At 59.5% G+C, this 13172-nt stretch carries 14 protein-coding genes; 10 read left to right on the top strand and 4 right to left on the bottom strand.

The window, feature by feature from the left end; translation table 11 throughout:
* Positions 1-64 precede the first annotated feature (64 nt).
* Together U862_RS0112275 and U862_RS0112270 are read left to right on the top strand one after the other, a co-directional pair.
* Entirely contained in the window at positions 65-319 is a 255-nt protein-coding gene (locus U862_RS0112275) for a succinate dehydrogenase assembly factor 2 (RefSeq protein WP_025110671.1), read from the top strand.
* On the top strand, positions 303-755 hold the full coding sequence (locus U862_RS0112270) for a protein YgfX (RefSeq protein ID WP_025110670.1): 453 nt from the start codon (positions 303-305) through the stop codon (positions 753-755). Before U862_RS0112275 ends, U862_RS0112270 begins: the two co-directional genes overlap by 17 nt.
* Here U862_RS0112270 and nadB read toward each other — a convergent pair.
* Entirely contained in the window at positions 724-2340 is a 1617-nt protein-coding gene (gene nadB, locus U862_RS0112265; protein ID WP_025110669.1) for an L-aspartate oxidase, read from the bottom strand. The genes U862_RS0112270 and nadB overlap by 32 nt on opposite strands.
* Positions 2341-2898: 558 nt before the next feature.
* Here nadB and rpoE point away from each other — a divergent pair.
* From rpoE to U862_RS0112245, 4 genes are all read left to right on the top strand, one after another.
* The gene (gene rpoE, locus U862_RS0112260; RefSeq protein WP_003172477.1) at positions 2899-3480 is read left to right on the top strand and encodes an RNA polymerase sigma factor RpoE; all 582 of its coding nucleotides are present in this window, start codon (positions 2899-2901) and stop codon (positions 3478-3480) included.
* 30 nt (positions 3481-3510) lie between these two features.
* Positions 3511-4098, top strand: coding sequence for a sigma-E factor negative regulatory protein (locus tag U862_RS0112255; protein WP_025110668.1), 588 nt, complete (start codon positions 3511-3513; stop codon positions 4096-4098).
* An 8-nt stretch (positions 4099-4106) separates the two neighbouring features.
* Complete coding sequence (locus U862_RS0112250; RefSeq protein ID WP_025110667.1) at positions 4107-5069, top strand: MucB/RseB C-terminal domain-containing protein; 963 nt, start codon at positions 4107-4109, stop codon at positions 5067-5069.
* Between the two features lie 210 nt (positions 5070-5279).
* A complete protein-coding gene (locus U862_RS0112245) occupies positions 5280-6710 on the top strand; it encodes a DegQ family serine endoprotease (RefSeq protein ID WP_025110666.1) in 1431 nt (476 codons plus the stop codon).
* Positions 6711-6792: 82 nt separating this feature from the next.
* On the opposite strand, the gene U862_RS0112240 is transcribed toward U862_RS0112245, so the two are convergent.
* The gene (locus tag U862_RS0112240; protein ID WP_025110665.1) at positions 6793-8226 is read right to left on the bottom strand and encodes a M48 family metalloprotease; all 1434 of its coding nucleotides are present in this window, start codon (positions 8224-8226) and stop codon (positions 6793-6795) included.
* 98 nt (positions 8227-8324) lie between these two features.
* On the opposite strand from U862_RS0112240, the gene U862_RS0112235 reads away from it, so the two are divergent.
* Complete coding sequence (locus U862_RS0112235; protein ID WP_007963279.1) at positions 8325-8564, top strand: sulfurtransferase TusA family protein; 240 nt, start codon at positions 8325-8327, stop codon at positions 8562-8564.
* Between the two features lie 31 nt (positions 8565-8595).
* Entirely contained in the window at positions 8596-9666 is a 1071-nt protein-coding gene (locus U862_RS0112230) for an AI-2E family transporter (RefSeq protein ID WP_025110664.1), read from the top strand.
* 122 nt (positions 9667-9788) lie between these two features.
* On the opposite strand, the gene U862_RS0112225 is transcribed toward U862_RS0112230, so the two are convergent.
* Together U862_RS0112225 and U862_RS0112220 are read right to left on the bottom strand one after the other, a co-directional pair.
* The gene (locus U862_RS0112225; protein WP_025110663.1) at positions 9789-10262 is read right to left on the bottom strand and encodes a peroxiredoxin; all 474 of its coding nucleotides are present in this window, start codon (positions 10260-10262) and stop codon (positions 9789-9791) included.
* 10 nt (positions 10263-10272) lie between these two features.
* A complete protein-coding gene (locus U862_RS0112220; protein ID WP_025110662.1) occupies positions 10273-10833 on the bottom strand; it encodes a glycine cleavage system protein R in 561 nt (186 codons plus the stop codon).
* Positions 10834-11158: 325 nt separating this feature from the next.
* Here U862_RS0112220 and dapA point away from each other — a divergent pair, with 325 nt between their 5' ends.
* On the top strand, positions 11159-12037 hold the full coding sequence (gene dapA, locus U862_RS0112215) for a 4-hydroxy-tetrahydrodipicolinate synthase (protein ID WP_025110661.1): 879 nt from the start codon (positions 11159-11161) through the stop codon (positions 12035-12037).
* Between the two features lie 17 nt (positions 12038-12054).
* On the top strand, positions 12055-13170 hold the full coding sequence (gene bamC, locus U862_RS0112210) for an outer membrane protein assembly factor BamC (RefSeq protein ID WP_025110660.1): 1116 nt from the start codon (positions 12055-12057) through the stop codon (positions 13168-13170).
* Positions 13171-13172 lie beyond the last annotated feature (2 nt).

Raw genomic sequence — 13172 nt, 5'->3', positions numbered from 1 at the left:
ACCAAAGCCGACTGCGCGTCCCGTCTCGGGGCTGTATACTGCGCGCCTATTTGAGGAGGGCTCCATGGTCGAACAAGTTGAACTGAATCGCCTCTTTTGGCACAGCCGTCGCGGCATGCTTGAGCTTGACGTGTTGCTGGTGCCGTTCGTGAAAGAAGCTTACCCGCACCTCAACCAGGTCGATCGCGATTTGTATGTCCGCCTGCTGACCTGTGAGGATCAGGACATGTTCGGCTGGTTCATGGAGCGCAGCGAATCCGAAGACCCGGAGCTGCAGCGCATGGTCCGGATGATCCTGGATCGTGTTCAGCCCAAGTAACACGTTCGAATGCCGCTGGCATGCCTCACGGCAGTTGCTGGCGGCGTATCTGTTGGCCCAGGCGTTCGCTCTGGGTACCTTGTTCATGCTTTCAATTCCTCTCTGGGCCAGTCTGCTCGGGGCTTCTGTCTGTCTGACGCATGCGTTCTGGTTACTCCCGCGGCAGGTGCTGCTGACGCATCCCGACGCCTTCTGTGGACTGCGGCGTGACGCCGACGGCTGGCAGCTGTGGAATCAGGCGGGCGGCTGGCAAGCGGCACAACTGCGCCCCGACAGCCTGGCGCTGCCACTGATCGTGGTGCTGCGGTTTCGTTTGCGCGGGGAGTGGCGTGTCCGGTCGATCTGCGTACCACGTGATGCGCAGGCAGTGGATGTGCACCGACGCCTGCGGGTGCGGCTCAAGTTCAGCCGGCGTAGGTGGGCGGCACCAGAATAGTGTCGAGTGCCTCGGGCAGCAGGTTCGGGTAGTCGAGGGTGTAATGCAGGCCACGACTCTCCTTGCGTTCCATGGCCGAGCAGATCATCAGTTCAGCGACTTGCGCCAGGTTGCGCAGCTCGATCAGGTCGCGGCTGACTTTATAGTTGCTGTAGAACTCGTCGATTTCGTCCAGCAACAGGCGCACACGGTGTTGCGCCCGTTGCAGACGCTTGTTGGTGCGCACGATGCCCACGTAGTCCCACATGAAGCGGCGAAGTTCGTCCCAGTTGTGGGCAATGATCACGTCTTCGTCCGAATCGGTCACCTGGCTGGCGTCCCACTCGGGCAGGGCGTCTGGCGCCGCGATGTCATCCAGTTGCACGAGAATGTCCGCTGCGGCCGAACGGGCATAGACGAAGCATTCGAGCAGCGAATTACTGGCCATGCGGTTGGCGCCGTGCAAACCGGTGAAGCTGGTTTCGCCAATCGCGTACAAGCCCGGGACATCGGTGCGACCGTGCTGGTCAACCATTACGCCGCCGCAGGTGTAGTGCGCGGCCGGCACCACCGGGATCGGCTGCTTGGTGATGTCGATGCCGAAACCCAGGCAGCGCTCATAAACCGTCGGGAAGTGGTTTTTGATGAAGGCTTCGGGCTTGTGACTGATGTCGAGATAAACGCAATCGACGCCCAGGCGCTTCATTTCATGGTCGATGGCCCGGGCAACGATGTCGCGCGGCGCGAGTTCGGCACGTTTGTCGAAGCGCGGCATGAACCGTTCGCCGTTGGGCAGCTTCAGGTGCGCACCTTCACCGCGCAAGGCTTCGGTGATCAGGAAGCTCTTGGCCTGCGGGTGATACAGACAGGTGGGGTGGAACTGGTTGAACTCCAGGTTCGCCACCCGACAGCCCGAACGCCAGGCCATGGCGATGCCATCGCCGCAGGCGCCGTCGGGGTTGCTGGTATAGAGGTAGACCTTGGCTGCGCCGCCGGAGGCGAGGATCACGAAGCGCGCGCCGTAGGTGTCGACTTCACCGGTGGCGCGATTCAACACGTAGGCACCGAGGCAACGGTCGCCATCCATGCCCAGGCGACGTTCGGTAATCAGATCAACGGCAACTCGCTGCTCCAGCAGTTCGATATTGGTGCGTTGTCGGGCCTGGGCGAGCAGGGTGGTGAAAATCGCCGCGCCCGTTGCATCGGCGGCGTGAATGATGCGCCGATGGCTGTGACCGCCTTCGCGGGTCAGGTGGAATTCGAAACCGCCGTCTTCTGTGCCGGACTGTTCGTCTCGGGTGAAAGGCACACCTTGGTCGATCAGCCACTGGATGGCTTCGCGGCTGTGTTCGACGGTGAAGCGTACAGCGTCTTCATGACACAGGCCGCCGCCGGCATTCAGCGTGTCATCGACGTGGGATTCGACAGTGTCGGTATCGTCCAGCACGGCAGCGACGCCACCCTGGGCCCAATAGGTCGAGCCGTTGGCCAGATCGCCTTTGCTCAATACGGCAATGCGCAAATGACCCGGCAGGGTCAGCGCGAGACTCAAACCGGCAGCGCCGCTGCCAATGACCAGAACATCGTGTTGAAACTGTTGGCTCATTTCAGGATTCCGCTCAAAGCGACCCGGGTCGGGGTTGGCGCAAGACAGCTGGATCGGCGAGTCAAGACAGCCACACAGCCCACTAGTATATAGAGGGGGGGAGCGGCACAATAGCCGGGCTCGTATGGCATTGTGAAACTACTGTGACGACAAATGCTTGACGCTTCGTCGGGAGTTTTTTTCTGTCGTTTTGGGAAAAGACGACTGTATCGAGGATGAAACAGGCTTTTTCAGCGCACGGTTGCTCAATGTCGTTTCAGCGTGGCTATAAATAATTGGAACTTTTGCCAGAGGCCCAAGATCAATAGACAGTTGCCTGAAACACGGGACAGTGTCGGCTTCATTGCAGAACCTGCGATTGGGTTTTTGCCGGCGAACCGATGACAAGATTATTCGCGCAGCCGGTTTATCCCGCGCTGCGTTTTTCGTGCGTGCCAAATCAGAGCCCGCAGGAAACTTGCCTGGAGGGGGAGAACTTTTGCGAAAAGCCCGAGTCTATGTTTGCAAGTCTGGTCGTTTAGTTATGCAAGCCTCCTCCATGCTTATCGAGGAGTGTTCATGCTAACCCAGGAAGAGGATCAGCAGCTGGTCGAACGCGTTCAGCGTGGCGACAAGCGAGCTTTCGATCTGCTGGTGCTGAAATATCAGCACAAAATTCTCGGGTTGATCGTGCGTTTTGTGCACGACACCCATGAAGCCCAGGATGTGGCTCAGGAAGCCTTTATCAAGGCGTACAGAGCGCTTGGAAACTTTCGCGGAGACAGCGCGTTTTATACGTGGCTTTACCGCATTGCCATCAACACGGCAAAAAACTATCTGGTTTCACGCGGCCGCCGGCCGCCGGATAGCGATGTAAGTTCTGAAGATGCAGAGTTCTACGACGGCGATCACGGCCTCAAGGATCTTGAATCACCTGAACGCGCATTGCTGCGGGATGAGATCGAAGGCACCGTCCATCGAACCATTCAGCAACTGCCAGAGGATTTGCGTACGGCTTTAACTTTACGTGAATTCGATGGTCTGAGTTACGAGGACATTGCGAGCGTCATGCAGTGTCCGGTGGGTACCGTGCGCTCCCGGATCTTCCGCGCCCGGGAGGCCATCGATAAAGCCCTGCAGCCGTTGTTGCAGGAAAACTGAGACAGCGGCGACAGCCAAGAGAGGAACGCCATGAGTCGTGAAGCCCTGCAGGAATCGCTGTCCGCAGTGATGGATAACGAAGCGGACGAACTGGAATTGCGTCGAGTGATCAATGCACTGGACGATGTTGAAACCCGTGAGACCTGGGCTCGTTATCAGATCGCTCGGGCAGCCATGCACAAGGATCTGCTGCTTCCGCGTCTGGACATTGCTGCGGCAGTTTCTGCTGCGCTGGAAGACGAGACGGCTCCAGCCAAAGTATCCCGTAGCCCTTGGCGCAACCTCGGTCGTCTGGCCGTTGCCGCGTCGGTGACCGTTGCCGTATTGGCGGGTGTCCGCCTGTACAACCAGGATGAAATCGCGGGTGTCGAGCTGGCTCAGCAGTCCAGCCAGCAATCCCTGGCCGCTCCACAGGTCAAGGGCCCGGCTGTTCTGGCAGGCTATAAGGAAAGCTCGGAAACCACAGGCCCAATGGCCAATGGCGTACTGCAAGGTCAGCCAGGCTGGCACGATCAGCGTCTGCCAGGCTATCTGCGCCAGCATGCCCAACAGGCTGCGCTGAAAGGTACTGAAAGCGCCTTGCCTTATGCGCGTGCAGCAAGCATGGAAAACCGTTAAGGAGGATCATGCGCGCCATACCTCTACTTTCGCTTCTGCTCAGTGGCTGGTTCGTTGTTCCAGCCCACGCCGACGAGGCCCAGGACTGGTTGACCCGTCTGGGCCAGGCCGAGCAGCAGCAAAGCTTCCACGGCACCTTCGTTTACGAGCGTAACGGTAGTTTTTCTACCCACAACATCTGGCATCGTGTCCAGAATGGCCAGGTCCGCGAGCGTCTGCTTCAGCTCGACGGCTCGGCTCAGGAAGTCGTGCGCGTTGATGGGCATACTCAATGCGTCAGCGGGACCCTGATTGCCGGATTGGGAGACTCTCCCAACTCGACTGCTCGTTCGCTTGATCCCCAAAAGCTGAAAAACTGGTATGACCTTGCTGTCATCGGCAAGTCGCGCGTGGCCGGGCGTGATGCGGTCATCGTATCGCTGACGCCTCGAGACCAGCATCGCTATGGTTTCGAACTGCATCTGGACAAACAGACCGGTCTGCCGCTCAAGTCGCTGCTGCTTAATGACAAGGGGCAGTTACTCGAGCGCTTCCAGTTCACCAGTCTTGATACCGCCGATGTGCCGTCGGACAAAGACCTGCAAGCCGGCGCCGAGTGCAAGGCCATCACGCTCGACAGCGACAAGGCTTCTGCCGTGAAGACCGCTCAGGTCTGGCATTCCGACTGGCTGCCGCCTGGCTTTGAATTGACCAGCAGCACCTCGCACAAAGACCCGGAAACCAAAACTCAGGTCAGCAGCCTGATGTATGACGACGGGTTGGCGCGATTCTCGGTATTTCTGGAGCCGCTCAACGGCGCGACAGTGACCGACACTCGTACGCAGTTGGGGCCGACTGTCGCTGTTTCCCGCCGCCTGACCACGCCTGAAGGCGAAATGATGGTGACGGTGGTCGGCGAAATTCCAATCGGTACGGCCGAACGAATTGCTCTGTCTATGCGCAACGATGGCGCTGCAACCAGCAAGCAGTGAGCTGATTTCAGTCTTTTCCACCTCTTTGTCGAGACGTAGATGAAATGTTTGCTCAGCATTTTCATTTGCAAATCACCCGAAAGTTTTTTATAGGTCAGAGCCTCACGGCTCTGGCCTTGTCTGTTGTTCCCGGAACAAAAATGCCGGCCCGCGGTTCCCGGTGTTCCTTGCTCCATATCGCTTAACCCTGCTCGTCGTAACGGGAGCTGTATGTCGATACTTAGCTTGAAGTCTTATCTCTCCATTTTCGCCACCGTCCTGGTGCTCGGTCAGGCTGTTCCCGCTGCCCAGGCGGCCGACCTGCCGGACTTCACCCAGTTGGTCGAACAGGCCTCGCCTGCGGTGGTGAACATCAGTACCACGCAGAAACTGCCGGATCGCAAAGTGAACCAGCAGATGCCTGACCTGGAAGGCTTGCCACCGATGCTGCGCGAGTTCTTCGAACGTGGCATGCCGCCTCAGCAGCGTTCGCCACGGGGTGATCGCCAGCGCGAAGCGCAATCACTGGGTTCGGGCTTCATCATTTCTTCGGATGGCTACATCCTGACCAACAACCACGTGATTGCCGATGCCGACGAAATCCTCGTGCGCCTGGCTGATCGCAGTGAAATGAAGGCCAAGCTGATCGGCACCGATCCGCGTTCCGATGTGGCCCTGCTGAAAATCGATGGCAAAGACCTGCCGGTGCTCAAGCTCGGCAAGTCTCAGGATCTGAAGGCTGGTCAATGGGTCGTGGCGATCGGATCGCCATTCGGCTTCGACCACACCGTGACCCAGGGCATCGTCAGCGCTGTTGGCCGTAGCCTGCCAAACGAAAACTACGTGCCGTTCATCCAGACTGACGTGCCGATCAACCCGGGTAACTCCGGTGGTCCGCTGTTCAACCTCAATGGTGAAGTGGTCGGGATCAACTCGCAGATCTACACCCGTTCCGGTGGCTTCATGGGCGTTTCGTTCGCCATTCCTATCGACGTTGCCATGGATGTATCCAACCAGCTGAAAAGCGGTGGCAAGGTCAGCCGCGGCTGGCTGGGCGTGGTGATTCAGGAAGTGAACAAGGATCTGGCCGAGTCGTTCGGTCTTGATAAACCGGCCGGTGCGCTGGTGGCGCAGATTCAGGATGATGGTCCGGCAGCCAAGGGCGGCCTGCAGGTGGGCGACGTGATCCTGAGCATGAACGGTCAGCCGATCGTCATGTCCGCCGACCTGCCACATCTGGTGGGTGCTCTAAAGGCCGGTGCCAAGGCCAATCTTGAAGTGATTCGTGACGGCAAGCGCAAGAACGTCGAACTGACGGTCGGCGCGATTCCGGACGAAGACAAAGAGCTGGCAGCACTGCCGAAGTCCGGTACGGAAAGCAGCAGCAACCGTCTCGGTGTGTCGGTAGTTGAACTGACTGATGAGCAGAAGAAAACCTACGACCTCAAAGGCGGGGTGGTCATCAAGGACGTTCAGGACGGTCCAGCAGCCCTGATCGGTCTGCAGCCGGGTGACGTGATCACTCACCTGAACAACCAGGCCATCGGCTCCACCAAGGAGTTCGCCGAGATCGCCAAGGCGCTGCCGAAGAATCGTTCGGTATCGATGCGCGTTCTGCGTCAAGGTCGTGCCAGCTTCATCACCTTCAAGCTGGCTGAATAATACGCTTGCGGTGAAATAAAAAACCGCCTCGAAAGAGGCGGTTTTTTTATGCCTGAAACATTTGCATCGCTGAAAAGAAAACTCAGCCCATCATGTCCTTGATCATGCGCTCCTGCTCCATCAGCTCACGCTGGCGGGCATCGATGCGCGAGGACAGCGGGAAGTTGCTGCCCGCCTTGCGCTTGGCAAAGTCGAGCTGCTGGATCGCCTGACGATAATCACCCACCAGCGCGAAGTACTCGGCGCGGGCCTGGTGCAAGCCGATGATATTGCCGGACAAACCGCGTGTTTCGGCGACCTGATACCACACATCCGGATCGTTCGGGCGGGACTTGAGCAAGCCTTCAAGCGCTTTTTCTGCGTCGGCGGTGCGATTCTGTTTCAGCAGCAGATCGACACGAACCTGATTCAGCGGGTAATTGCCCGGATACTGCGTGAGCATCCGGTCAGCCCGTGTTTGAGCATCCGGCAAGCGGTTGTTGGTGATGTCCAGATCGATCTGCGCGAGGTTATAAATGATCTCGTTCGGCGACTTGGCCAGCAGCTGTTTGAGGTTCTCTCGCGCTTCATTGAGCTGGCCGCCCTTGATTTGCGCAATTGCCAGGCCGTAGCGCGCCACGTCGTTTTTCGGGTTCTCGTCCAGTTGCGCGCGGAAACGCTTGGCGCCCAGTCCCGGGGTTTCTTCATAAATCAGTTGGACGCGGGCGCGGATCAGTTGATAACGCATGCTGTCTTCGATGCCGCCCGCCGGTGCCTGCTCTGCACGGTTGCGGGTGTCGGCGATACGCGATTCGGTCACCGGGTGAGTCAGCAGGAATTCCGGCGGCTTGGCGTCAAAGCGGTACTGGCGCATCAACCGTTCGAACATGGTCGGCATCGAGCGTGGGTCGTACCCGGCCTTTTCCAGATTGAGGATGCCGATACGGTCGGCTTCCTGTTCGTTCTGACGCGAGAAGGTGCGTTGCGACTGAATGGCTGCGGCCTGAGTGCCGGCGATGGTCGCGATCCCGGCATCCCCGCCACCGGCGGCGGCAATCACGATGCCGGCCAGCAGCGCCGCCATCATCGGCACCTGCATCCGCTGCGAGGCTTCGACGCCGCGAGCGAAGTGGCGTTGTGACAAGTGAGCCAGTTCGTGGGCCAGTACCGAAGCGTATTCACCTTCGGTCTGCGCGTTGAGGAACAGCCCGCCGTTGACCCCCACCACGCCGCCGGGGGCGGCAAAGGCGTTGAGTTGCGGGCTGTTGATCAGGATGAATTCCAGGCGACGGTCGGTGACCTGGCTGGTTTCCACCAGCTTATAGACGCTGGACTCGACGTAATCCTTGAGCTGCGGGTCGTTGAGCTGTGAAACCTGGCTGCGCAACATGGCTAGCCAGGCGCGGCCGAGCTGGTATTCCTGTTGCGGCGAGACAATGGCAGAACTGGCGTCGCCAAGTGACGGCAGATCGTCGGCAAAGCCCGGTGAGGCGAGCAGGCAAGCGAGCGTCAGCAGGGTAGGGCGCAGAAATGTCATGCACAAAGCCTTAGAAGACAAAGACCTTACTGTAGCCGGACACCGGGCTTGCGACCAGATATTCTAGGCAGCTCAACCACCTGAACCGGAGTGACGCAATGACTGACGCTGTAGCCCATGACTGTGAATTGGACGCCAGTGGCCTGAATTGCCCGTTGCCGTTGCTCAAGGCCAAAATGGAGCTCAACAAGCTGCCCAGCGGCGCCGTGCTCAAGGTGATCGCCACGGATGCGGGCTCGCAGCGCGACTTTCGCACCTTTGCCCGTTTGGCCGGTCATACGCTGCTGCGCGAAGAAGACGAAGCAGGCGTTTACCGTTACTGGTTGAAAAAAGCCTGAAACCGACAGCGTAAAAACCTAAGGATTATTGATGTTCAAAGTGTTACGCGACTGGATTCAGCGCTATTTTTCCGATGAAGAAGCGGTGGTGCTGGCAGTGCTGCTGTTCCTCGCCTTCACCGCGGTGCTTACCCTCGGTGGCATGCTCGCGCCGGTGCTGGCCGGGATGGTGCTGGCGTATCTGATGCAGGGGCTGGTGGTGGCCCTTGAACGTATGCGCGTGCCCGGGGCAGCGGCGGTGGGGCTGGTGTTTGCGCTGTTCATGGGCCTGTTGCTGGTGTTCATTGTGGTGGTGGTGCCGTTGCTCTGGCATCAGTTGATCACGCTGTTCAACGAACTGCCGGGGATGCTCGCCAAGTGGCAGCCGCTGCTCCTGTTGCTGCCCGAGCGCTATCCGCATTTGGTCTCCGACGAGCAGGTGCTGCAGGCCATCGAAGCGGCGCGCGGCGAGATCGGCAAGTTCGGGCAGTGGGCGCTGACCTTCTCGCTGTCGAGTCTGCCGCTGCTGGTCAACATCATGATCTATCTGGTGCTGGTGCCGATTCTGGTGTTTTTCTTCCTCAAGGATCGGGCCATGATCGGCGAGTGGGTGCGCGGCTATCTGCCGCGTGAGCGGGCGCTGATTACCCGGGTTGCCCAGGAAATGAACCGGCAGATCGCCAACTACATTCGTGGCAAGGTCATCGAGATCGTGATCTGTGGCGGCGTGACCTACATCGCGTTCGTCGCCCTTGGGCTCAACTATGCGGCGCTGTTGGCGTTGCTGGTCGGGGTGTCGGTGGTGGTGCCTTACGTCGGCGCGGTGGTGGTAACCGTGCCGGTGCTGCTGATCGCGCTGTTCCAGTGGGGCTGGAGTGATCAGTTCATCTATCTGATGGCGGTCTACGGAATCATTCAGACGCTGGATGGCAACGTCCTGGTGCCGTTGCTGTTTTCCGAAGCGGTCAACCTGCACCCGGTGGCAATTATCTGCGCAGTGCTGTTGTTTGGCGGGTTGTGGGGGTTCTGGGGGGTATTCTTTGCGATTCCCCTGGCGACGCTGTTCAAGGCGGTGCTGGATGCCTGGCCGCGCAAGGAGCCCGTGGTCGCTCCGCTACTTTAAAACCGGATCATTTGTTGAGGCTTATGGCCCCTTCGCGAGCAAGCCCGCTCCCACATCAGACCTCGGTCAATTGTGGGAGCGGGCTTGCTCGCGAAGGCGTCAGTGAGATCGACGCAGAAATATCAGGCTTGATTCAGCGCCTGAGCTGCAGCCAGCACCGCATCCACATGCCCCGGCACTTTCACGCCGCGCCATTCCTGACGCAGCACACCGTTCTTGTCGATCAGGAATGTGCTGCGATCAACGCCCAGGTATTCCTTGCCATAGAGCTTCTTCAACTTGATCACGTCGAACAGCTGGCAGACGGCTTCGTCCTTGTCGCTGATCAGCTCGAACGGGAACGCCTGCTTGCACTTGAAGTTCTCGTGGGATTTCAGGCTGTCGCGGGAAATACCGAAGATTTCCGTGTTGGCGGCTTGAAATTCCGCGTATTGATCACGAAAACCCTGGCCTTCGGTGGTGCAGCCCGGGGTGCTGTCCTTCGGATAGAAGTAGATCACCACTTGCTTGCCCTTCAGGGCAGACAGGCTGACGGTCTGCCCGCTGGTGGCAGGTGCTTCGAAATCCGCAACCGGTTGGTCGATGACAACGGCCATGAAAGCTTCCTTACATTGGGTTTTGTGGGCGCCAAGGCTCGATCAGGGCATCCAGATTCATCGCGTCGGCGAAATCCAGGAACTGGTCGCGCAGCCAACTGATCTGGGTGCCGGCCGGCAACGTCACGGTGAACGTGGCGTTGAGCATGGTGCCGCCGGTCTGCGGAGCCTGGTAGGTGTCGCAGGTCAGGTTTTCCAGCTCGACGTGGTGGTCCATGAAGAACTGGCACAGCTCATTGATGATGTCCGGGCGATACGCCGAGCTGACATACGCCACATACGGCAGTGCCTGCGGGCGATTTTCCAGCGCGGCGCTGCGCACTACGTTGACCGTGAACGCGTGCTTCTTGGCGAGCCCGGACAGGCTGCCTTCCAGGCGCGCAAGGGCGTCCCAGCTGCCAGAGATCTCAAGGATCAGCGCGCTGCATTCGCCGTGGCGAGTCAGGCGGGAGGTGACGACGGCGCAGCGATTTTCATGGCTGGCGCGGCACAGGACGTTAGTCAGCTCCATGGGGTTGGCGCCAAGGGCACTGATGACAAGGAATTGTTCGCGAACTGTGGGGGTGGACATGCAGCATTCCTAAAGCGATGAGCGGTCGGTAGGTCGATGGGCGTTGATCGTCGGGATGCGTCTGCGCGTGCCGATTCAGAAAGCCCCGGGCCACGGCTCGCAATTCGCTCCAATAATAGTGGAGCGTGCAGCAGCGACGCTGGAACGGGACCTGGGAGGCCGAAAAGGGAGGCTGGAACCCGGCGTACAAGCTGATCTGTACCGATCAAAGTCTGAAGGGTAGCGAAAACCGACGCCAAGGGGAATGGCGGCGCAGTACTTCGCTTGTACAAGCATCTTGGCGCCAGTACCATTACCGCTCTCTTTTTCCGGCAGGAGCGTTTTCATGATTCGGGGCAGTATGGTGGCACTGGTCACACCCATGGATGCACAAGGGCGTCTTGACTGGGACAGCCTCCGAAAACTCGTGGACTTCCACCTTGAAAACGGCACCCACGCCATTGTCGCGGTCGGTACCACCGGCGAGTCGGCCACCCTTGATGTAGAAGAACACATCGCCGTCATCAAAGCCGTGGTCAAGCAGGTAGCGGGCCGCATCCCGGTCATCGCCGGTACTGGCGCCAACTCGACCCGTGAAGCCGTCGAGTTGACCCGCAACGCCAAGGCCGCCGGCGCCGATGCCTGCCTGCTGGTCGTGCCGTACTACAACAAGCCGACTCAGGAAGGCCTGTACCAGCACTTCAAGCACATTGCCGAAGCGGTCGACATTCCACAGATTCTCTACAACGTTCCTGGCCGCACCTCCTGCGACATGCAGGCCGAGACCGTGATTCGCCTGTCCACCGTGCCGAACATCATCGGCATCAAGGAAGCCACTGGCGACCTGAAACGCGCCAAAGCGATCATTGACGGCGTGAGCAAGGACTTCATCGTGCTGTCCGGCGATGATCCGACCGCGGTAGAGCTGATCCTGCTGGGTGGCAAAGGCAACATCTCCGTGACCGCCAACGTCGCCCCGCGCGAAATGGCCGACCTGTGCGAGGCTGCGCTGAACGGCGACGCCGAGACCGCACGGGCCATCAACGAAAAACTGATGCCGCTGCACAAGGACCTGTTCATCGAAGCCAATCCGATTCCGGTGAAGTGGGCTTTGGTTGAAATGGGCCTGATGCACGAAGGCATCCGCCTGCCGCTGACCTGGCTGAGCGCTCCTTGTCATGAAACGCTTCGCACGGCCCTGCGCCAGTGCAGCGTCCTGGTTTAATTGAGGAAGTACAACGCATGAAGCGAATGGCCGGACTTTCCGCACTTGCCTTGATTATCTCCAGCACCAGTGGCTGCGGATGGATCTGGGGCCCGGAAGGTTATTTCCGTGACCGTGGTAGCGATTACCTGGAAGCGCAACAGACTGCACCGATGCAACTGCCACCGAACGTCAGCACCTCCAAGCGTCTGGATCCACTGTTGCCGATCCCGCGCAACGTGGCCGATGACACTGCCAAGGGCGAATATGTGGTGCCGCGTCCTCAACCGCTGTCGGCGATTGTCGATGCGACCGACTACTCGCTGCAGAAGAGCGGTGACTCGCGTTGGGTCATGGCCCAGCATCCACCGGCCGAAGTCTGGCCAGTGGCGGTGCAGTTCTTCCAGGACAACGGTTTCCGTCTGGATGAACAGCGCCCGCAAACCGGCGAATTCAGCACCACCTGGCAGCATTCCGACGAACTGTCTGCCGCGATGGCCAAGCGCCTGAGCGCAGCCGGTGTCGGTGCCGACAGCGAAACCCGCGTGCGAGTGCGCATCGAGCCGGGCGTGCAGCGCAACACCAGTGAAATCTACGTGGTCAGCGCCGAGCGTCCTGCCGGCAGCACCGCCGACGTCGATTTCACCAACCGTTCGGTCAACACTGGCCTGGACGCAGCCTTGGTCGACGACATGCTCGCGAGCATGAGCCGGATCTCCGAGAAGGGCGGTTCGGTGTCGATGCTGGCTTCGCGTGATTTCGATACCCCAAGCCGTGTCAGTCTCAGCGAAGACGGCAGCGGCAACCCGGTGCTGAACGTCGGCCCGGACCTGGATCGTGCCTGGTCGAGCGTCGGTCGTGCGCTGGAGCAAGGTCAGTGGCGCGTTGAAGACATCAACCGCAGCCTGGGCCTGTACTACATCAACCTGGCCGAAAAAGCCGAGAAGAAAGACGAAAAGCCTGGTTTCTTCAGCAGCCTGTTCGGCAGTGCGCCGACCAAGGAAGAAGTTGAAGCTCGCGCCGAGCGTTATCAGGTTCGCCTGAGCAAGGTCGGTGACAACGTTCAGGTAACCGTCGAGAAGAACATCAACACCGTTGCGCCGGCCGATGTTGCCCGCAAAGTGTTGAGCGTGATTCAGGATAACCTGGGCTGATC

This window comes from Pseudomonas sp. H1h (assembly GCF_000633255.1).
GTDB lineage: Bacteria > Pseudomonadota > Gammaproteobacteria > Pseudomonadales > Pseudomonadaceae > Aquipseudomonas.
Note: the sequence above shows the minus strand (reverse complement) of the source record. Positions and strands in the feature narration are given on the sequence as shown.

What these genes read in the sequence shown, in the direction of transcription:
- U862_RS0112275 (WP_025110671.1), top strand. Translation starts at nt 65, where the DNA reads ATGGTCGAACAAGTTGAACTGAATCGCCTCTTTTGGCACAGCCGTCGC.
- nadB (WP_025110669.1), bottom strand. Translation starts at nt 2,340, where the DNA reads ATGAGCCAACAGTTTCAACACGATGTTCTGGTCATTGGCAGCGGCGCT.
- rpoE (WP_003172477.1), top strand. Translation starts at nt 2,899, where the DNA reads ATGCTAACCCAGGAAGAGGATCAGCAGCTGGTCGAACGCGTTCAGCGT.
- U862_RS0112255 (WP_025110668.1), top strand. Translation starts at nt 3,511, where the DNA reads ATGAGTCGTGAAGCCCTGCAGGAATCGCTGTCCGCAGTGATGGATAAC.
- U862_RS0112250 (WP_025110667.1), top strand. Translation starts at nt 4,107, where the DNA reads ATGCGCGCCATACCTCTACTTTCGCTTCTGCTCAGTGGCTGGTTCGTT.
- U862_RS0112245 (WP_025110666.1), top strand. Translation starts at nt 5,280, where the DNA reads ATGTCGATACTTAGCTTGAAGTCTTATCTCTCCATTTTCGCCACCGTC.
- U862_RS0112240 (WP_025110665.1), bottom strand. Translation starts at nt 8,226, where the DNA reads ATGACATTTCTGCGCCCTACCCTGCTGACGCTCGCTTGCCTGCTCGCC.
- U862_RS0112235 (WP_007963279.1), top strand. Translation starts at nt 8,325, where the DNA reads ATGACTGACGCTGTAGCCCATGACTGTGAATTGGACGCCAGTGGCCTG.
- U862_RS0112230 (WP_025110664.1), top strand. Translation starts at nt 8,596, where the DNA reads ATGTTCAAAGTGTTACGCGACTGGATTCAGCGCTATTTTTCCGATGAA.
- U862_RS0112225 (WP_025110663.1), bottom strand. Translation starts at nt 10,262, where the DNA reads ATGGCCGTTGTCATCGACCAACCGGTTGCGGATTTCGAAGCACCTGCC.
- U862_RS0112220 (WP_025110662.1), bottom strand. Translation starts at nt 10,833, where the DNA reads ATGTCCACCCCCACAGTTCGCGAACAATTCCTTGTCATCAGTGCCCTT.
- dapA (WP_025110661.1), top strand. Translation starts at nt 11,159, where the DNA reads ATGATTCGGGGCAGTATGGTGGCACTGGTCACACCCATGGATGCACAA.
- bamC (WP_025110660.1), top strand. Translation starts at nt 12,055, where the DNA reads ATGAAGCGAATGGCCGGACTTTCCGCACTTGCCTTGATTATCTCCAGC.